This is a genomic window from Methylomonas sp. EFPC3 (genome assembly GCF_029643245.1).
GTDB classification, from domain to species: domain Bacteria; phylum Pseudomonadota; class Gammaproteobacteria; order Methylococcales; family Methylomonadaceae; genus Methylomonas; species Methylomonas koyamae_B.
In genome coordinates, this window is sequence record NZ_CP116398.1 from 1613256 (window position 1) to 1632737 (window position 19482).

Below are 19482 nucleotides of genomic sequence, written 5' to 3' on the forward strand. Positions count from 1 at the left end.
GTGGACTTCATCAATCAGACGAGATCTATGCGCATGAGCAAATCGACTCCAGACTTTCTGCAAAGCCAGATCGATAGCGAAACCGCCGAACTGCTAACGGCCGCGCCCGGAAGCAGTCCGGCAGTAGCCGTTGCCAAAACGCCGAGCAAAACGCTGCCGTTTTCGTTGTTCGTTAAGGCCGTCGAGCAGGCGCCGGTGGCGATTTCGATTACCGACAAGAAAGCCAACATTCTTTATATCAACGACGCATTCACCGAAGTGACCGGCTACAACGCGGCGGAAATTCTCGGTAAAAACGAATCGCAACTGTCCGACAAGTCCACCCCCAGACAAATCTATTACGACTTGTGGCACACCATATCCCGTAAACAGGTCTGGCATGGGCAATTAGTCAACCGGCAAAAGATGGGACAACGTTATCTGGCCGATTTGACCATCGCGCCGATGCTGGACGAAAGAGGAGCGATCAGCCATTACATCGGCATGCACCGCGACGTGACCCAAGCCCACTACGCCGAACAACAGGTCAACAACCAGAAGCAACTGATTGAATCGGTATTGAACGCTTCGCCGGTAGCGATGGCGGTGCTGGACAGCGACAAACGCGTAGTGCTGGACAACCAAATGTACAAGATGCTGATCAGCGAATTGGACAAAGACGAGCCGGCCCTGTTTTTTCTGGATGCGTTGGAGCAAGAAATGGGCGACTTGTGGAGCGCCGACATCAACCGCCACCAAGGTTTCGCCAACCGGGAAATCCGGATCGAAGGCAGCGGCTTGCGCGGGGCTCGCTGGTTTTCCTGCTCCGGCAACTGGTTCATCGAAAACGACGTCTGCGCCGACAGTTTTTTTGCCCGCCAGTCCAAGGATTATTTGTTGTTGACGCTCAACGACATCACCACCTTGCGCCGGCAACAAGAAAAGTTACAGATTCAGTCGTTACGGACTTTGCTTGCCGAAGAGGAACATATCCGCAGCATACGCGAGACCTTGCTGGGCGCGATGCACCAAATTCGCCAGCCCTTGAATCAAATCAATGCAGCGATTCAAATCATGGGCCAACGTAACGACGCCAGCAACGGCCCGTTACGCGAATTACTCGGCCAAGTGCAAAAAATGGGTGAAGAAACCCTGGAAACGCTGCAACGTTGCGTGCCGGAAATCCCGGAAGCGGCGGTGGTACCGGTCAATCTGAACCAACTGCTGCACGAAGTCATGCTGTTACACAGCAATAAATTCCTGGCCAACGGCGTCGTGGTCGACTGGCTGCCGAATCCGGTATTGCCCAATGTTCTCGGCTCCGAAAACAAATTGCGCATGCTGTTCAAACAACTGATCGATAACGCAGTGGATGCGATGAACCGCGCCGGTAGCCGCGAACGGCTGATCAAAATCACGACGGCGACCGACCGCGACTGGGTCAACGTCACTATTTCCGACAGCGGGCCGGGGATTCCGGCCAACCAGCGCAGCAAGGTGTTCGAGCCGTTTTTCACCACCTCGCAAAACCTGAAGAGCGCACAGGCCGGCATGGGTCTGGTGATGGTCAAGGAAATCGTCAATCAGCACAGCGGTATGATCGAAATCGATCCCGATTACCAAAACGGCTGCAGTTTCAAACTCGGCTTTCCCTGTCAAAAAAATTCCGCCATGGTGAGCATCCATGACTGAACGATTATTACTGGTCGAATCGGAGCTGGATACGCTCTACATGGTCAGCCAGTTGCTGAACAGCACCCACGAGTTACGCAGCAAACTCAAAGGCATTCTGGAGATTTTGCACAAACGTAGCGGCTTGCGCTTCGGCATGATCACCCTGCGCGACATCGAAGACGACAGCATGGGCATCTGCGAGATATACGGCGAAGGCATCGACCGCTCGGTACGTTACCAGCCCGGCGAAGGCCTGGTCGGGGCGATTTTGGATGAAGGCAGCACGATTGTAGTCGAACGCATCGCCGACGAACCGCGGTTCCTGAGCCGCTTGGGGCTTTACGATCCGGACCTACCCTTCATCGGCTCGCCGCTGGCGGTGGAACAAGGTGAAGTGGTCGGGATTCTGGCCGCCCAACCCTGCGACGCCACGTTTCTGGGCGAACGTGCCCGCTTCATGGAAATGGTCGCCAACCTGATCGCGCATAGCGTCAACATGCTGCGGGTGATGGAACGCAAACAAAACGAGCTGTTGAATGAACGCGATTATCTGAAGCAGACCCTGGTCAAAAACTATCGCTTCGAAAACATCATCGGCCACTCCGAACCGATGTTGAAGGTGTTCGACATCATTCGTCAGGTGGCGAAATGGCATACCACAGTGCTGATCCGCGGCGAATCCGGCACCGGTAAGGAAGTGGTCGCCAGCTCGATCCATTTCAATTCGGCCTGCGCCAACGGCCCGTTTCTGAAGCTGAACTGCGCCGCGCTGCCGGACACCTTGCTGGAATCGGAATTGTTCGGCCATGAAAAAGGCGCCTTCAGCGGCGCGATCGGCCAACGCAAAGGCCGCTTCGAGTTGGCCGACGGCGGCACGCTGTTCCTGGACGAAATCGGCGAGATCTCGGCGTCGTTCCAGGCCAAGTTGCTGCGAGTACTGCAGGAAGGCGAGTTCGAACGGGTCGGCGGCGTGCGCACGCTGAAAGTCAACGTCCGCATCATCGCCGCGACCAATCGCAATCTGGAGCAGGAAGTGGCCGACGGTAATTTCCGCGAGGACTTGTATTACCGGCTCAACGTCATGCCGATCAACATGCCGCCGTTGCGGGAGCGGATCGAGGACATCCCGGAACTGTCGGCCTTTTTATTGAACCGGATCTCCAAACAACAGGGCGGCCGGCCCCTGGAAATCAAGGAAAGTGCAATCCGCATCCTGATGAAACACGACTGGCCCGGCAACGTCCGCGAACTGGAAAACCGGCTGGAACGCGCCGCGATCATGAGCGCCGACGGCACTATCGACCGCGACGTGATTGCCAGCACCGGTCTGGAAAACGAAATCGGCATCAGCCGCACGCCGCAATCGATCAAGCATATCGATCTGCACGACGAGAGCATGGACGAGCGGGAACGGGTGATTGCCGCGCTGGAGCAAAGCGGCTGGGTACAAGCCAAGGCGGCCCGCTTGCTGGACATGACGCCGCGGCAAATCGCTTACCGGATCCAAACCTTGAATATCAACGTCAAACAAATCTAAGCAGGCTCGAAAACCCGCAACAGCAGGCCGGCATGCCTGCCGGCCCGAGCCTCCCCGCAGCCACCGCTTTCCTGCGGAAACCGGAGACTCTCCGTGCGAATTCCCGATAACAGCGGTTCGGCCTGACGAATCGATCACTCCCGGCAAGCTGCCAGGGTTTGCCGAATACTAGCCGACGCACTGCCTTTGGCTACAGCATTCTCGTCCCCCTGCCCTTCTGCTATAGTCAGAAGCATCCGATGAATTGGATTTGGTCAGGCTCGGCGCGGTAGCGCCGCAGGCTTTAGCAGGTTGGTGAAAAACTCTTTTTTGGCTTTGAATGACTCTATATTTAGTGGCGATGAAGCCGATTTCCTACTAAATGCTGGTTCGATTGAGCAAAATTAGCGTCTCAAATATGGTTTTTCACCAACCTGTTAGCCCATAAAGCCAAACAATAGGCGGACCTGATCTTTAGAAAACCTAGTCGCAATTAATACCGAACTGATGAAGTGGCCCAATAACCCGTTCCAGATTACCCACGCCGACCATAATACGATCGTTTCAATGGAAGGCATTCGCGGCTTTGCGGTATTTTTGGTTTTTGTCGTGCATTACACGACGCTGGCAAAACCCTGGATCAATCCCGGCAGTTTCACTTACGCGGTTGCAGCCTATTTACAAAGCGTAGGCAATATCGGCGTCGACTTATTTTTCGTGTTGAGCGGTTTCCTGATTTACGGAATGCTGATTAAAAAAAGAAAGCCTTTTTTAAACTATGTCAGGCGGAGAATTCAGAGAATTTACCCAACGTTTACCGCAGTATTTATTATTTATCTAGCGCTGTCGATCGTTTTTCCAAACGAATCCAAAATACCGTCCAGCCCGGTCCACGGTACGATTTACGTTATTAAAAACTACTTATTGTTGCCCGGTCTGTTCAACATCCAACCCATAATAACCGTTGCCTGGTCCTTAAGTTACGAATTTTTTTATTATTTAATCACGCCTTTAGTTATTTTTTGCTTCAATCTCAGATCTTGGCCCCACAAGTTTCGGGTCCTGTTATTTTTGTTCGTCAGCGTTTTAATGTTCGTTTACTTCAGCCATTATCCCAGGCATATACGTCTGCTGATGTTTATTTCCGGGATACTGCTTTACGAAACGGTGAGCCACTATCCGCTGCGAAAGCCGCTATACCTGGGCCTGCCAGCACTGATTATGGCGCTCGGCTCCGTTGCGATCTTGCAAAAACTAAATATCGACGACTATTGGCGCTACCCGATTCTATTCGTTCTTTTTTATATTTTTTGCTTGGAATGTTTCAGCCCGCCTAATTTCAGCGCAAGGTTGTTTTCTTTGGACCCTATTCGCTGGCTGGGCAATATGAGTTATTCATACTATCTCATGCACGGACTGGCGCTAAAATTCATATTCCTGATTGCCACGCATACCTATCCGCCGATCAACGATCACGCCTTTTTATTTTGGGTATTTCTGCCGGCAGCGTTTTGCCTGACATTAGTGCCATCGGCTTTATTGTTCGTTTACGTCGAGAAACCCTACTCATTGAGTCCAAGGTCAGCCTGACGCCCGTCGATGACCCTCCGCTTTGATCCTGCTCAAACCGGTTCTTCGACCACTTTCCGGTAATTTTGCAGCATGGCGTAATACGGGTGTAAAGCGATCATCAACGCTCGGTAAAGCGTAAAAGCATCGGTCGGGTCTTTCTGTTTCAGCTCGGCGATTTCAGTCAGAAACCGGTACAGCATTTTGACGAAATTCTCGATCGTCATCGCCAGCCAGGCGTCGTTGGTGATCCATTTGTCGATAAACTCGTCCAACCGGGCGAAAGTCGTCTTCAACAACGGGTATGCGGTTTGAGTTTCCTTGAATTCCCGCAGCAGCATATAGTCCACGTACGCCCGCTCGGACGTCAGCCGCGGCCGATTGGTGATGCCGAGGTAGCTGGCTTTGTAATCGGCATAGGCAGCATCGTACCGATTGCAAAACTCGGTCTCGTTGTCTATTTCCAGCCAAGGCGCTAAAACGGCAGCCGTTTCGGCGAAGCAATCGCGTATCGCATTGCCTATTTTGTCGAGTTGCTCGACGAAGGCGGGTTTGGCCAATTCGCCCTTGATCAGCGTTTCAATTGCAGCCAACTCGCTTGCCGTGACGCAAACCGTGGCCAGTTCCTTGGTTAATTTAAGTTCGATTGCCATAGTGCCGTTACCCGATTCCGCTATCTGAATAAAGCCGATGCATGCCGCGCCCTGGCGCGTCAGGCGGTCAAATCGACGATTTCGGCAACGCAGGCGTTGTCTTTGACGGTGTGCAGCGCGTTATCGAACACCATGGCCGAGCTGTATAAAACGCTTTTGACGATGATGTCACCCTTGGTATCTTTGATGACGAAGAAGGTATCGCCCTCGGGCACCTTGCCGGCGGCGATCTGCTGGCTCATCAGCGAGCCGGTCCGGACTTCCTTAATTGCCTTTAGCGCTTCGTCCTTGTTGCCGTAATCGGCGCTCATCAAAATCAGCTCGCCTTTACCGTTCAAAAAATGAAAGAAATACTGGTTGTCGTCGTTGGTTTTCAGTTCGAAAGTCGCTGGCATGGGCTGCTCCAAAATTTAAGGCTGGGATTAAACGGGTCGCCGATTAAAATTCAGCCCTTCGCTGGCTTGAATACCGTTGCAGCAAACCTACTGCCGGACAATCGAAGGGTTGCAGGCTGCCCTCAGTAGCCGACAGCAAGCCTTATGCCAATAAAAACCCTTTTAAAATCAGTCACAACTCCAATGTCATACCTCACATTGTCGGCTTTGCCACACAACATCGACGCCGATTTATTCACTGCTGCTGTGAAATGTTCGGCCAATATAAGAAACGGCTTGGCAGCATGCGCCAGGCATCGGGCCGATTACTCAACGTAATTAGAACGATCTAACCCGCCGCGGCGCTCCGCATCGCAAGCTTCGGCGTTAGACGCAGCGCCGATTCGGCTTTATCATGCCCCCTCCGCCAAACCGCAAAATCGCCCATGACCGAAGCTACCATCACCTGCCCCAATTGCAGCACCGCCGTGCCGCTGACCGAATCACTGGCCGCGCCGCTGATCGCCGCGACACGCAAACAGTTCGAGGAACAGATCAAACAAAAAGACGCCGACATCGCCCAGCGCGAGCAAGGCCTGAAACAGCAGCAACAGCAATTACAGGACGCCCAACGCGAACTGGAAAATCAGGTCAAACAACAAGTCGAGAAACAGCTACAAACCGAACGCCAACGCGTCATCGAAGAAGAAAGCCGCAAGGCCAAACTGGCCGCCGCCGCCGAGCTGGAGCATAAAAACCGCGAACTGGCCGACCTGACCGAAGTATTGAAAGTCCGCGACGCCAAACTGGCCGAAGCCCAACAAGCCCAGGCCGAACTGATTAAAAAGCAACGCGAACTCGATGACGCCAAACGCGAACTGGAACTGACCGTCGAAAAACGGGTGCAGGACAACCTGAGCCAAGTCCGCGATCAGGCCAAACGCGAAGCCGAGGAAGGATTGAAACTGCGAGTGCTGGAAAAAGACCAGACCATCGCCGCGATGCAGCAAAAAATCGAGGAACTCAAACAAAAAGCCGAACAAGGCTCGCAGCAACTGCAAGGCGAAGTCCAAGAGCTGGAGCTGGAAAACCTGTTGCGTGCCAAGTTCCCGTTCGACAGCATCGAACCGGTCGCCAAAGGCGAATTCGGCGGCGACGTGTTACAGCGCGTCGCCGGCCCTTCGGGCACCCCGGCCGGCAGCATCTTGTGGGAATCCAAACGCACCAAAAACTGGAGCGACGGCTGGCTGGTGAAACTGCGCGAAGACCAGCGCACCGCCAAGGCCGAACTGGCGGTAATCGTCAGCCAGACCCTGCCCAAAGACGTGGAAACCTTCGACGTCATCGACGGCGTCTGGGTCACCGGCCCGCGCGCCGCGTTGCCGGTCGCGACCATACTTCGCCATACCCTGTTGGAAATCGGCCTGGCCCGCCTCGCCGCCGAAGGCCAGCACGGCAAAACCGAGATGGTTTACCAATATCTGACCGGCCCGCGTTTTCGGCAACGGGTCGAAGCCATCGTCGAAGCCTTCTCGACCATGCAGGAAGACCTGGACAAGGAACGCAAAGCCATCCTCAAGCAATGGGCCAAACGCGAAGCGCAAATCGAGCGGGTCATGAACGCCACGGTCGGCATGTACGGCGATTTGCAAGGCATCGCCGGCAAGTCCTTGCAGGAGATCGAAGGCTTGGAGATGCGGGCGTTGGGGGTGGATGAAGACTCGGATTGAGCCATAGCCCTGCTGGTCGATCCGGCTTCTGGTTCCCAAGCTCCGGCTTGGGAACCACGGTCTTGACAGCTCCTGCTTCCATTCTAGTTGTGGATTGGAGGGCAAAACATTACAAGATAATGTTACTGGGTTAGCGAGAGCGAAAGAGCTAAAGCCTTGCGAACAAAAGTTTTTAACTACACCTGAGGTTTGGTATATTCCATTCAAATATCTTTCTAGTAGAAGTAAACGTTCGATTTCAGAAATCAAGTTAACTGCATAAAATGAAAAGAAGATTCCAGCAGTTCAACAACAAGCGCGTAATCAAAGAGCTAACGGATCCCGAACGCCAACAATGCGAAGAGCTTGCAAAACAAGTCAAGTACGTCGGCAATCCGGAACATAAACAAAACCCCGGTGACTTTGGACTTACACCGCCTAGCGGAGCGCGTCCGGGGAAATCTCTGTGTGATGCCGTCAATATTTTTTCCAAACGTATAGCGCAATCGTTGCTGGAATCTGGTTTGCGAAACGGATTGGTCAGCGAACGTTATAACGGCGATTGGCCGCAAAATATCTGGTCAGTTACAGAAAAGGGCGAAGCATTGGAAGCGCAACTCGATAACAAAGAACAAGGCACCTATCACGGCTACCCCATGCCGGAATCGGATCCTCTGGCAAGCGAAGTAATTAAACGCTGGAAGCTTTCTCATGGCCGAGCTTAAATTTGACCTCGAATGGGCTGCTGCCGGACATGATGTTCCGGAACTCGCCAATACTATGGCCGAATTGGCGTTGCATGTCGGCAATGTCAACCTAACCCGAAACGATGACATTTGGGCCAAATCGGTACGCGATTCAGTTTTAGTATCTGCTTACCCTTTGGCAATGTGGTTGGCCTCGTCATGGTGGCGGCTCAATTTCGAGCCTTTACCTGCCCATGGAAAACCGCCTGCTGTAGATTGGCGAATGGCGCACGAAATCGGTGCCGCCAACCACAGCTTCGTATGGCCGAAAGTCGTGTTCGCATCCGACTGCGAGGTCATGCAAATTTGGGCGGAATCATCCAGCGCCACTATCGCTCAGTCTGTCAAATATTTGAACGGGTTGGATGGTCATGCATCCGTCAAATTGGCCGAATTTCAGCGTAGCGTAACCAGGTTTGTCGAATCCGTAATAACCCACCTGGAAGCCGTCGACTGCAAACACAGCGACTTATATAAGCTATGGCAATTAATTCAGGAAGAAACGGCCGACCATCAAATTGCCGACTACCGAAAGCTGGAAGCCGAATTAGGCTACGATCCGGACGAATGCCCGGAAAGATTAATGGCCAAGGCTCAAAAGCTCGAACAACGCATGGGGGCCGAAGCGCTAACCGAATTGGCTCCGGTATATGGCAGAACAGCCAGCGACGAACCTCTGAAAGCCATTGACGACTTGATCGATGGTAAAGGTTTAACCGGAAAGCCGGACATGCCGCAGTTAACCAAATCTAAATCCGCAACCGGTTTGCCGTGGCAACGAGCTGTAGCAGCGGCAAAGGAATTGCGCCAATGTTTAAGTAACGAAGAAGGCGCCATCGACAACAAACAGCTTTACGGCTTGCTAGGCCTGTCGGAAGATAACGTTGAGAGTTGGGTGCCTCTTGCGCGTAGCAGTGCCACTATTGCGATACCTGCAAACGGTGAGCACTTCAAGTTTGTGCCACGAAAAAAACATCCTCAGGCAAAACGCTTTGAATTGGCACGCCTATTGGGCGATTTTGTGTTGACAAGCAGTGCCAACCACCATTGGCTAACAAGCACTGATTTATCCACGGCAAGACAAAAATATCAACGCGCATTCGCCGCTGAATTTCTTTGTCCGATCGATGCGCTGAAAGGCTTCTTGGAAGGCGATTATTCGGAAACAGCAATTGAAGAAGCCGCCGACCATTTCCAAGTGAGCCAAACAACGGTCGACAGCTTGTTAAAGAATAATGGCCTTGTCTATTCCATGTTAAGTGGATATACGGAAAAACTGCCCTACCTTATCGCTTAAGCTCTTAAATTCTGCAGTTTGGGCGCGGATATTTCTGCTCGCACGAATATGGCTCGGAGCTGTCGACTGGGTCGGCTCCCAAACCGGAGCTTGGAAATCCCGACTCTGGGAATCTCTCCAACTTTCATACCCGGTCCCACAACCCGCTATGGAGTCCTAACGCCCTTACCCACATATCCTGACCGCGACGATCACCCATGACTGCCGCTGTTTACCCTGACCGGTGACAGGACCGTAGGATGATGGCATGGACTCCTCCCCACCCCACGCCGTGTCATACTGCGCCAGAGAATTTAAACGGAGCGACGAGGAGTGCGAAATGAATAGTAACGTGGTGGGTCTGGATACGGCAAAAAGCATTTTTCATCTGTACAGCCAGGCGGCGAACGACAGGCCGGTGAAAAAGAAACTGAGACGGGCAGAGATGCTGAGCTATTTCGCCAACTTGCCGGTTAGTCTGATTGGCCTAGAAGCTTGTGGCGGCGCTCACTACTGGGCGCGGGAGCTGACCAAACTCGGTCATGAAGTCGTGCTGCTGAATGCCAAGTTTGTGAAGGCTTTTGTAGTCGGCAACAAGAACGACTTTAACGATGCCGAAGCCATTTTCACGGCGGTCACCCGGCCCAACAAACGTAAGGTAGCGGTGAAAGACGATGCTCAACAAGATATGCAGATGCTTCACCGCTTGCGCCAAGAACGGGTAGCCGAGCGCACGGCGCTGGCCAACCAGATGCGCGGTTTTCTGGCCGAGCGCGGCATCGTGCTGGCAACAGGCCTTAACAGCGTGCGCAAAGCCTTACCGCTGATTCTGGAAGACGCCGACAATGCACTGACGTCCACGGGCCGCGAATTGTTTGCCGAACAGTATCAGCGTCTGGTAGCCATCGACGCTGACATTAAGGCCCACGAGCAACGTATCAGCCGCTTATGCGAGCAAAATGCGCTGAGTAAACGATTTCGGGACGTGCCGGGTGTTGGGCCGATCACCGCCACCATCCTGGCTTCGGACATTGGCGACGGCAAGGGCTATACCCGAGCACGTGATTACGCCGCCAGTCTGGGCGTGGTGCCCAGACAACACAGTAGTGGCGACAAACAGGTATTACTGGGGATTAGCAAACGCGGCAACCGCTACTTGCGCACCTTGTTGATCCACGGTGCGCGATCAGTGCTAAAAGTGTGCAGCGGCAAGACCGATCCGCTGAGTCGCTGGCTGCAAGGTCTGATCGAACGACGAGGCTTCAACAAAGCCGCCGTGGCGCTGGCCAACAAGAATGCCCGGATACTCTGGGCGATGGCGACGCAGGGCAAAGCATACCGAGCGGGGGCATAACCACCGTTCGATGCCGGGTTATCCACCCTTTGCCCAACGCCTCCACGCGAGGGAAGGGCTCCGGCGTCGGGCAAAGCGTGGATAACCCTCAATCCGGTGTAGGGCAAGACAAACAGAGTTCAACAGATTGCGGAGGCAAGTAACTCAAAAGTGATGACATTCAACAGGTCAGACCGGTGCTTTTAAATCCCGTTCCGCGCATAGGTTCTTAAGAAACCGTTAGGATGATAGTGGAAAAAGCGCGCGGATAGATTCATCAGGGTCCGAAGGCCTATCAAGTACCTTCATCAAGAGACCGAATATATGGCTGCAATCTTGATCTCTGTTGGAAACATCAATTTTGATAACACTTGGCTTGCAATTGGGGAGGAGTCCATATATGTGCTGAACAACGTGAAGCGCATCGTTCGCGACAGATGCGCCTCCTTACGTCGGCACATACTATAAGCTGATTTGTATTTTGCTGGTTCCAAAGCCTCAGTTTCTGTTCCATGAATAACTCCCATAGCCCATGACCCGCAGCCGCCACCGCGTCCTGCAAAACCCCAGCCCCACTTCCTGACCGCGACGACCAATCAGTGGCTGCCGCTGTTCACCCGCCCGGCGACGGTGAATATCGTGCTGGATTCCTGGCTTTTTTGCAGCGCGACAGCGGCGTTAAACTAAAGGGTTATGTGATCCTGGAAAACCACTTGCACCTGATTGCCGCGTCGCCGGATTTGAGCCGGGATATGCAGCGGTTTAAGGCTTATACCGCCAAGCAAATCATTGCCTATCTGCAGCAAAGCAGCTCGGGTCGGATGTTGGAGCTATTGGCGTTGCTGAAGCGGCCGCATAAGATCGAAAGCGAGTATCAGGTCTGGGAGGAAGGTAGTCATCCGCAGTTGATCTCAAGCGAGGCAGTGATGCGGCAGAAGCTGGATTACATTCACCGCAATCCGGTGGAGCGGGGTTATGTGGATTTGCCGGAGCATTGGCGCTATTCCAGCGCGCGAAATTATGCTGGGTTGGAAGGTTTGATAGAGGTGGTTCGGGACTGGTGATTGGGTCGGGAGGCTGGAGCTTCCGGGCGGTGGGCTCCCAAGCTGGAGCTTGGGAACCAGAGGGTCCGGATCGGGATCGACTCGCTTTAGCGTTTCACGCCGCCCGGTCCACCAACTCCAGTCCTCTAAGCACTGAGCGGCGGATAAACACATCCACCAATTGCTCGATCAATTCGTCCGCCACCGGCAGTACGAATTGTTCGGTCATCACTTTCCATATTTTGCGACCGTCGGTGCCGTTCCGTGTGAGGTAGCGAATCATCGCGATGTAACAGGACGTCAATGTGGTCGGCCCGGTTAGCCTATTCCCAAACTGGGGGCGAAAAGATCAGGGCAAGCGTTTATGCGCCACCCCCACTCAAACGCTTAACGCTGGACCAAGCCCTTTGTCGCAAACTCATCCCTCTGTCGGCCGGATTGTCGGCAAAATCACCAAGCGGCAGCCCGCAAGGCCCAGATCACTCGGCTGCTTTTTAAGCCGGCAGCGAATCGGCATTGACAAAACCGGCCGAATTTCAACGCTTGCCGGTATCCGGAAAGCTTTCCCGCGCCCGGCCCGCATCGCCGCCGTTCCAAAACAGCGAGTGGTTTACATTTTGCTTCGTTAAATGGACACCGTAATCCGAGGTTAAACCATGAACAAAATTGGCATTTTCTACGGAACCGAAGAAGGCATGACCGAGATGATGGCTCAAGTCATGTATCGCGTGCTGGGCGACGATATCGCCAGCGAACCGATCAATGTGAATCGGGCGTCGGTCGCCCAGCTGTTAAGCTACAAGGCCTTGATTCTGGGGATGCCCAGCTACGGGGTCGGCGAAATCCCCGGCCGCACCACCGGTAGCGAAGAAGGCAATTGGGAAGAGTTTTTGTTCCGGCTGGACGAAGCCGATCTGTCCGGCAAGCGTATCGCCTTGTTTGGCTTGGGCAATCAGCAAAAATACTACGATCGCTTCGCCGGTTCCTTGATTCATTTGTACCACTACGTGGCCGGCTACGGCGCCGAGGTGGTCGGCGCCTGGAGCACGGCCGGTTATCACTTTACCCATTCCAATTCGGTGGTGGACGGCAAATTTGTCGGCTTGGTTCTGGACCACCACAATCAACCCGAGATGACCAAATCGCGGATTCTGGATTGGCTGGATCAAATCAAACCGGCGCTGTTGGAGAAGCTGAATTAGTAACTCGTCCCTTGGCTACCCCGGTCGCCTTTATGGCCTATGGCTTCTGAACCTATCCAAGGGCGTACTCAATAAGGCTTCAAGCAGCGGGCTGGCAGCCAGCCGGATGTCGAATGCCACCGGTTCGCAACGCGCCGCTGCGAAAAGGCACGACGCTCTATCAACGCTGGCGAGTACGCTAAACCGTAATTAAGCCGCCTGATCCACCAACTCCAGCCCTCTAAACACCGAACAACGAATAAACACGTCCAGCGTCGGCGCCAGTTGCTTTTGCAGGCAGAACTTGGCGACCAGTTTGGTCAGGCCCTTGATGTCGCGGCCGGAGGCGCCGGGGAACAGGTCCACCAGTTGTTCGATCAATTCGTCCGCGACCGGCAACGCGAACTGTTCGGTCATCACTTTCCAGATTTTGCGGCGGTCGGCGCTGTTGGGCGAGTGGTAGCGGATCATCGCGATGCAGCGGGAGATGATGGCTTCGTCGATATCGTCGACCCGGTTGGTGGTCAGGAACAGCAGGCCGTTGAAGTACTCCAGCACCCTTAAAAATACGCCGACCACGGCGTTGGAGGCCAGATTGTCGGCGCGCTTTTTAATATAGACGTCGGCCTCGTCGATCAGCATCACCGCACCCCAGCGCTGGGCGCGGATCAGGGTTTCCTTCAGGGTTTTCTCCATTTCGGCGACGTTCAAACCGAGCTGGCCGGAATGCACCCGGTACAGCGGCCTTTTGATGATCTCCGAATAGACCTCGGCAGTCAGCGTCTTGCCGACACCGGCCGGTCCGGCGCATAGCACCGTGGTGCCGCCGGATTTGCCTTCGACAATGTCGTCCATCAGCATGTCCATTTCGGCGGTGAGGATGTCGATCAAATCGGTTTGTTCGGGCGGCAGAATCAGCTTTTGCTTCAGTTCCGGCTGGTAGACGTAGGGCTGTATGTCGTCGACGTGGACCCAAACGTGGTGGTGCAATTCCAGATGAAACAGCAGGATGTAGCCGTGTACCGGCAATTCGGTGAACAAGCCCTTGCCGACCTCGGCCTTGGCTTTTTCCATCTGGCTCTCGGTTTTGCTGTCGTAGCGCATGCTTTTGCCGGCCTTGCGCAGATAGGTGCCGAAAATGTCGCCGGAGGCCTCCAAAGTCAGCGCCCGGTCGCTGAGGATGTTTTCGTCGTTAACCAGGCGACAGGCGCCGCCGCCGGACGACAGCACCACGGTATTCTTGCGGGTCCAGTCGTTGCTGCGGTGGCTGGCAGTCGGATCTTCGGCGTAGATGCCGGTGCCCCAGCCGGAGAATTGCTCGCCGTAACGGCCGCGCCAGTCGAAATAACGGCCGGCGGCTTCGTCGTAGCTGGCGATCAAATCGGCGGTTTCCTTTAAATAGCCCTTGCCGGCGAAGATTTCCGGGATGGTTTTATGGTCCAGGTCCTTGCCGCGGATGATCAGGGTTTCGATCGCGATCTTGCCCTTGCTGTTGGCTTTTAATTCGATCAGGATACGGCCGGCCTCTTCCTCGCCGGGCGGCGTGTAATCGACCCGGGTGATCAAATAGGCCAGCGTCCTACCGCCGTGTTCGACATGAAACAACCAGCCGCGAATCGCGCCGTCGAGCAAGTAGCTGGCGATGTCGGGCAGCAGTTTTTCCAGATCGTCCGGGCCGTAGCGGCGCTGGTCGTCGCTCAAGGCTTGCTGCAAGGCGGTCAGCAACGCGGCCTGCTGTTGCAGGCTCTCGCCTTGCTGGGCGTAAATGCCGGCCAAGGTTGCCATCTCGGCGCTGCTGAGTTGGTCGTAAAACACCTGTGCCTTGCTGCCGAAGCGCAGTTGCTCGCTCAGTCCGTTCAAACGCGGGTGAGCGGCCAACAGTTGCTGCAAGTGCGGTTTTTCAATGGATAATTTCATGCATCACTCCTGTGACGGTAAGGCAAGACAAAGTAGTTCAGATAAATGCAGCGGTTTGCTGAAACCGCCGCCAACGATTTGTTCGCGACAGGAAAAACCGCTGCCGACCAGCAGCGCGTCCGGCTCGGCGCGCAGTGCCGGGAACAAGGCCAGTTCGGCCATTGCCTGGGCGTCGGCGTAATGCTCGGCTTCGACGCCGAAGTTGCCGGCCATACCGCAGCAGGACGCTTCGATCAATTCGAACGACAACTCGGGGATTTGCTTCAGAATTTTGCGGACCGACTTGATCGAGCCGACCGCTTTTTGGTGGCAATGGCCGTGCAGCAACACGCGAGATGAGTCCGGAATGGCTTGAAAGTCCAAAGTCCAGCGCTTGGCGCTTTGTTCGCGGACGATGAATTCTTCCAGCAGCACGACTTTTTCGGCCAATTTCCGCGCCGATTCGCCCAGATCCAGTTTCAGATATTCGTCCCGTAAGCTCAGAATGCAGGACGGTTCCAGGCCGACGATGCTGCGGCCGGCATCGATGTGCTCGCCTAACGCGGCCATCATCCGGCGCGCCTCAAAGCGGGCTTGTTCGAGCATACCGTTGGAGAAATAAGTGCGACCGCAGCACAGCGGCCGCCGGTCTATGTCTTCGGCAGACGGTGTCGCGACGTGGACGTGGTAACCAGCCGCGCTTAACAGCTTTTTCGCTGCCTCGGCCGAGGCCGGATTGAAGTAGTAATTGAAAGTGTCGACCAGTAACACCACTTGCCGGTCGCTTAATTCCGGGTGCAGAGCCAGGCTGGTTTGTTGCGGCACATAGAATGGCTGCTCGGCCGGCAGCGGCAATTCGGCCTTGGCGCTAATGCCTAATGCGGTTTCGGCCAGTTTGGCCAGCAGCGGCGAGCGGTTGCGCCAAGCGATCAAACGCCGCAGCAGCGGGAATTTGAGCAAGCGCGGCAAATGCCCCCACAATTTGCGCCGCAACGGCAGGCCGCGGCGGGCGGCTTGTTGGGCCAGGAATTCGGCCTTGATCGCCGCCATATCCACTTCGTTTTCGCATTCGCGCTTACAACCCTTGCAAGCCACGCACAAGTCCATCGCGGCAACCAATGCCGGATCGAACAAGGCCTCAGGATTATCGGCGTTGAGCGCGGCTTTCAACAGCTTGACCCGACCGCCCGGCGACAAATCCGGATTGCCGCTGACCCGAAAACTCGGGCACATCACGCCCTTGTCGGCCTGCTGCTGGCATTGCTTGCTGCCGATGCACACCGCCACCGCCTTGGCGAAATCGGCGCCGTGCTTGGGAATATCGGCGTAGGCGTCGCCCATGCCGGCGTTGCGGTAAGACGACCAGTCGAGAAACAGTTTCATGAAGGCTGAGCAAGTTAAAACTTCGCTCAAGCAAAATCGGCGCCAGCACCGGTTGAATCCGGCGTGGCAGCGGAAATCGGCACCGACGCCGATGTTACCGCCGCGCGTATCGCCGAGCGCCCGGCTTTCGGTAGCGAAGCCCGAATGTCGCAAATCCGACAAAGCCTACCGTCGCCGCAGCATTTACCACAGCAAATACGCGATTAATCGGCAGCAACCCGGAGAATTCGGCGGCGGATATTCCGGCACAATATTTGCGGAAATTTGACTTTTGATTTGTGAGGAACGAGACGTGGAATTGGATAACTGTGTTTGCCGCTATTTCATCAGCTATAGCGGGGTCAAATTACCGCTGAAACCGGTCAACGAGCTGCCCGATGAAAGCCATCTGGAAAATCGCAACACTTACTTCCGCGGCTTTTTCGACGCCGACCAACGCCTGCTGTTATTGGAAAAACTGGTCTATGGCGATATCGAACTGCGCCATCGTTACCGCTACCACCCGAACGGCGTCTTGGCCGACGCCGAAATTACCGATGCGGACGGCGAAATCGCGGTATTGCGCTTCGACCAGAACGGTACGGCGATCGAAGACCAATCGGCTTAACCGGCTTTTCTTCGCCGGAAAACGCCTGCTTCAGTCTGCCGCACCATTGCTATTAACCCGGCCCTTAAACACCGCCCGCCTTTGTCCCCCGGAGGGTAGCAACGGAATACCAGTAAGAATTAGGGCCAGGCTAACAAAAGCTTGACGATCAATGCCGATCCAGTTCTTTAGGCTGGTCGGCACCGTTGAGCGCCTTTTCAATTAACGCAACGCTACCGCGTACCAACAACGCGAACAAGACTGCCGGCACAACAAAATCGATCGGCAAAATACCCGCCAAACCGGCCGTAGCCAGTGCCGCGATCGTCAAACCGAAACTTCCGGTATTAGCGATTTTCATGTGGCCTCCCAGACCGTGATTCGGTCGTAATGAAAATACGCTTTCACTATACCGGTGCATTACAAATCGACAATACACGCTACGTTCAATTGATTGTTTTGATTAATAAAACAGTGCAAAAGGTAAGTGTATTACTCAAGCCAACGCGAACGGCGTCAGGCCGGCAATGCTAAGTATCGGTGGTCAGGGATGGCCGTTCAGACATTGCTGTTCGTCGTGCGGCAGACCGGCGGCGAGCGTTCCGGCCAGATAGGCCGCGATCGCTTGCAGCGGCGAGGTTTCGCCGGTGGTGAGCAGTTCGGTATTGCGTTCCGCCAAGCGGCGAATCACGCCGTCGCCGGCCGACGCTGCGATCGCCACGTCCACATCATGCAGCGGATGCCGGTTGCCGTCGCCGCGCACGTGCCATTCGTGCAGGCCGCCGAATTCGGTCAAATCCAGCGTCCAGGCCAGTTCCACCCCGGACTCGGAAGCGACGTAGACCCGCCAATTCGCCGCGCGGCCGGCGTGTGCCGCAATCGTACCGTCTTGATTCACTGCCACCGCAATAATTTTCTGTGTCATCGTGCGCTCACCTCTACCAAGAAAAATCCGCCACTCTCCGAACGCCCGGTTGCGGGCGCCAACGGAAAAACCAGCAGCAGATTACCGATTTAACCGCACATAAGGCAAGGAAATAGTGCTCGAAGCGGAACTGAATTTCAGCAAAGCACCAGGCCTGTGTCACGCTTTGCTACAAGCCCAGGCGGATGCCGATGGTCCCGATGTAATTGTCGAAATAGGCGTGGCCGAGCAAAGCGTCGAAATTGGCGTAAGCCTGCCAGCCGTTGGGCATTACCGCGACCAGGCCGCCGCCGACATGGAAAAAATCCCGGTCGGGCCGGTCGGTTTGGAAACCGAACGTGGTCGGCAGCGCGCGGAAATCTTGCGCGAATTGCACGTAAATCGTGCGCTGGCCGTTGTCGTATTCGTGGGTCCAATCGGCGTTGACCTGCGGCACCAATACGCCCCACGAGGTACTGATCGCGTAGGATGCCTGGGCACCGACGCTGGATTGCACCGAGGTCAGCCGGTCCGCCAGATAGCGCAGTTCCAGGCCGGAGCTACCCTGCTCGCTATACGCGTCCATCGCCGCGTGGCGGTAGCGGACTGTGGCGCGGGGACCGAGAGTCAAACCGCCTAGCGTCAAGTCGTAGCCGGTAGACAGATTGCCCTCGAATTGGTCGGCACCGGGCGTGCCGCTGATCGCACCGCCGAAATTGGTGTTGTCTTCGCGCAGGTAATCGCGGCGATTGGCGTTGCTGCCGTCTTTGCGCAGGTATTGAAACGACAAGTCGGCGAAAAAGCCTTGCCAGGGAAACAAGGAGGCAAACAAGGTCGGCCCGTAAGAGTCGGTGTCGAAGCCGCCGCCGTTAAACTGGTCGCCGTGCCAGCGCGAATAGTTGACGGCCAACCCGGCCACGGCCCAGTCGGTCGGCATGGTGTCGATACCCAAGCTGAAGCCGGCCTCGTTGGAGACATATCCCCGCTCCAATTCGGTTTGGCGCCGATCCAATGCCCGGTAATCGGCGTTGAAAAACAGATTCACACCGGGTAACAAGGTCATCTCGCCGTCCCCGGCAGCACCGCCCTTGGCTAGATCCTGGCCGGCGTCCGCTTGGCCGCGGCGTTTTTTCAGGACGAGATCGGCTTGGCCGAGGGCGGAAAACGCCGCGCCGGCAGCCGAACTCCCCGCCGCGCCGCCACCAGGCGCACCGCCTACCGGCGGCGGATTCCCGGCCGGGATGGTGCCGCACAAACTGGCCAATTGCGGACCGAAATTCAATGGCTGCTGACCGCCGCCGGTCTGGCGCGGCGAACTGCCCACCAACTGCGCGCAACCGAGTTGGTTGCCGTCCTTGGCCAGCAGCGCGCGAATCTGTTGATCCAGCGACGCGGCGTCAGCCGGGATGGTGGCGGCCACCAACAGCCCAACGGCGGCCAATCGATACGGATTTTTGAATAATGGAGATTCATTGGCGCGGCAAACAGCCGCCGAACCGTTGAAGGCAATCGACCGCGCGTCCGCGCGTCCACTCGGTTGCGACATCAGTTTGGAATGCTTCATCTGGTCTGACTTTCCGGGTTGCAAGGGTTAGGCCCAGCCGAATACGCTGTGGCAATGGCCGAGAATAATAGCGAATTATGTGATGCGGATAACATA

The 19482-nt window shown here is 55.3% G+C and carries 17 protein-coding genes; 10 read left to right on the forward strand and 7 right to left on the reverse strand.

The annotated features are described in order from the left end of the window. Positions 1–33 precede the first annotated feature (33 nt). The 3 genes from nifL to PL263_RS07325 all read left to right on the forward strand — a co-directional run bounded on the left by nifL (position 34) and on the right by PL263_RS07325 (position 4759). Positions 34–1671: a nitrogen fixation negative regulator NifL gene (gene nifL, locus PL263_RS07315; RefSeq protein WP_140912219.1), complete on the forward strand. Its 1638-nt coding sequence runs from the start codon at positions 34–36 to the stop codon at positions 1669–1671. Beyond that, positions 1664–3190: a nif-specific transcriptional activator NifA gene (gene nifA / locus PL263_RS07320; protein WP_140912220.1), complete on the forward strand. Its 1527-nt coding sequence runs from the start codon at positions 1664–1666 to the stop codon at positions 3188–3190. Before nifL ends, nifA begins: the two co-directional genes overlap by 8 nt. Before the next feature lie 546 nt (positions 3191–3736). After that, positions 3737–4759: an acyltransferase gene (locus PL263_RS07325; RefSeq protein WP_278212372.1), complete on the forward strand. Its 1023-nt coding sequence runs from the start codon at positions 3737–3739 to the stop codon at positions 4757–4759. Positions 4760–4791: 32 nt separating this feature from the next. Here PL263_RS07325 and PL263_RS07330 read toward each other — a convergent pair whose 3' ends face one another. Then, the gene (locus PL263_RS07330; RefSeq protein WP_278212373.1) at positions 4792–5391 is read right to left on the reverse strand and encodes a hypothetical protein; all 600 of its coding nucleotides are present in this window, start codon (positions 5389–5391) and stop codon (positions 4792–4794) included. 59 nt (positions 5392–5450) lie between these two features. Then, the gene (locus tag PL263_RS07335) at positions 5451–5786 is read right to left on the reverse strand and encodes a DUF1508 domain-containing protein (RefSeq protein WP_278212374.1); all 336 of its coding nucleotides are present in this window, start codon (positions 5784–5786) and stop codon (positions 5451–5453) included. Between the two features lie 425 nt (positions 5787–6211). On the opposite strand from PL263_RS07335, the gene PL263_RS07340 reads away from it, so the two are divergent. The 6 genes from PL263_RS07340 to PL263_RS07365 all read left to right on the forward strand — a co-directional run bounded on the left by PL263_RS07340 (position 6212) and on the right by PL263_RS07365 (position 13074). Further along, positions 6212–7495: a DUF2130 domain-containing protein gene (locus PL263_RS07340; protein WP_278212375.1), complete on the forward strand. Its 1284-nt coding sequence runs from the start codon at positions 6212–6214 to the stop codon at positions 7493–7495. A gap of 263 nt (positions 7496–7758) precedes the next feature. Beyond that, positions 7759–8199 carry a hypothetical protein gene (locus PL263_RS07345; protein ID WP_278212376.1) on the forward strand — a complete coding sequence of 147 codons (441 nt, stop codon included), beginning with the start codon at positions 7759–7761 and terminating at the stop codon, positions 8197–8199. After that, positions 8186–9517 carry a hypothetical protein gene (locus PL263_RS07350; RefSeq protein WP_278212377.1) on the forward strand — a complete coding sequence of 444 codons (1332 nt, stop codon included), beginning with the start codon at positions 8186–8188 and terminating at the stop codon, positions 9515–9517. Before PL263_RS07345 ends, PL263_RS07350 begins: the two co-directional genes overlap by 14 nt. A 319-nt stretch (positions 9518–9836) precedes the next feature. After that, a complete protein-coding gene (locus PL263_RS07355) occupies positions 9837–10850 on the forward strand; it encodes an IS110 family transposase (protein WP_278209869.1) in 1014 nt (337 codons plus the stop codon). Between the two features lie 578 nt (positions 10851–11428). Next, on the forward strand, positions 11429–11893 hold the full coding sequence (locus PL263_RS07360) for a transposase (protein WP_347568944.1): 465 nt from the start codon (positions 11429–11431) through the stop codon (positions 11891–11893). A gap of 635 nt (positions 11894–12528) precedes the next feature. After that, entirely contained in the window at positions 12529–13074 is a 546-nt protein-coding gene (locus PL263_RS07365; RefSeq protein WP_278212378.1) for a flavodoxin, read from the forward strand. A gap of 189 nt (positions 13075–13263) precedes the next feature. On the opposite strand, the gene PL263_RS07370 is transcribed toward PL263_RS07365, so the two are convergent. After that, positions 13264–14970, reverse strand: coding sequence for an ATP-binding protein (locus tag PL263_RS07370; RefSeq protein WP_256610498.1), 1707 nt, complete (start codon positions 14968–14970; stop codon positions 13264–13266). Between the two features lie 3 nt (positions 14971–14973). After that, positions 14974–16332 (reverse strand): (Fe-S)-binding protein, encoded by a 1359-nt coding sequence (locus PL263_RS07375; protein WP_278212379.1) that lies wholly within the window; start codon positions 16330–16332, stop codon positions 14974–14976. Between the two features lie 292 nt (positions 16333–16624). On the opposite strand from PL263_RS07375, the gene PL263_RS07380 reads away from it, so the two are divergent. After that, on the forward strand, positions 16625–16939 hold the full coding sequence (locus PL263_RS07380) for a DUF6156 family protein (protein ID WP_278212380.1): 315 nt from the start codon (positions 16625–16627) through the stop codon (positions 16937–16939). 148 nt (positions 16940–17087) lie between these two features. Here PL263_RS07380 and PL263_RS07385 read toward each other — a convergent pair whose 3' ends face one another. The 3 genes from PL263_RS07385 to PL263_RS07395 all read right to left on the reverse strand — a co-directional run bounded on the left by PL263_RS07385 (position 17088) and on the right by PL263_RS07395 (position 19386). Continuing rightward, on the reverse strand, positions 17088–17279 hold the full coding sequence (locus PL263_RS07385; protein ID WP_140912231.1) for a hypothetical protein: 192 nt from the start codon (positions 17277–17279) through the stop codon (positions 17088–17090). A 183-nt stretch (positions 17280–17462) separates the two neighbouring features. After that, positions 17463–17843 carry a nitrogen fixation protein gene (locus PL263_RS07390; RefSeq protein ID WP_278212381.1) on the reverse strand — a complete coding sequence of 127 codons (381 nt, stop codon included), beginning with the start codon at positions 17841–17843 and terminating at the stop codon, positions 17463–17465. A 169-nt stretch (positions 17844–18012) separates the two neighbouring features. Next, a complete protein-coding gene (locus tag PL263_RS07395; protein ID WP_278212382.1) occupies positions 18013–19386 on the reverse strand; it encodes an autotransporter outer membrane beta-barrel domain-containing protein in 1374 nt (457 codons plus the stop codon). Positions 19387–19482: the final 96 nt, after the last annotated feature.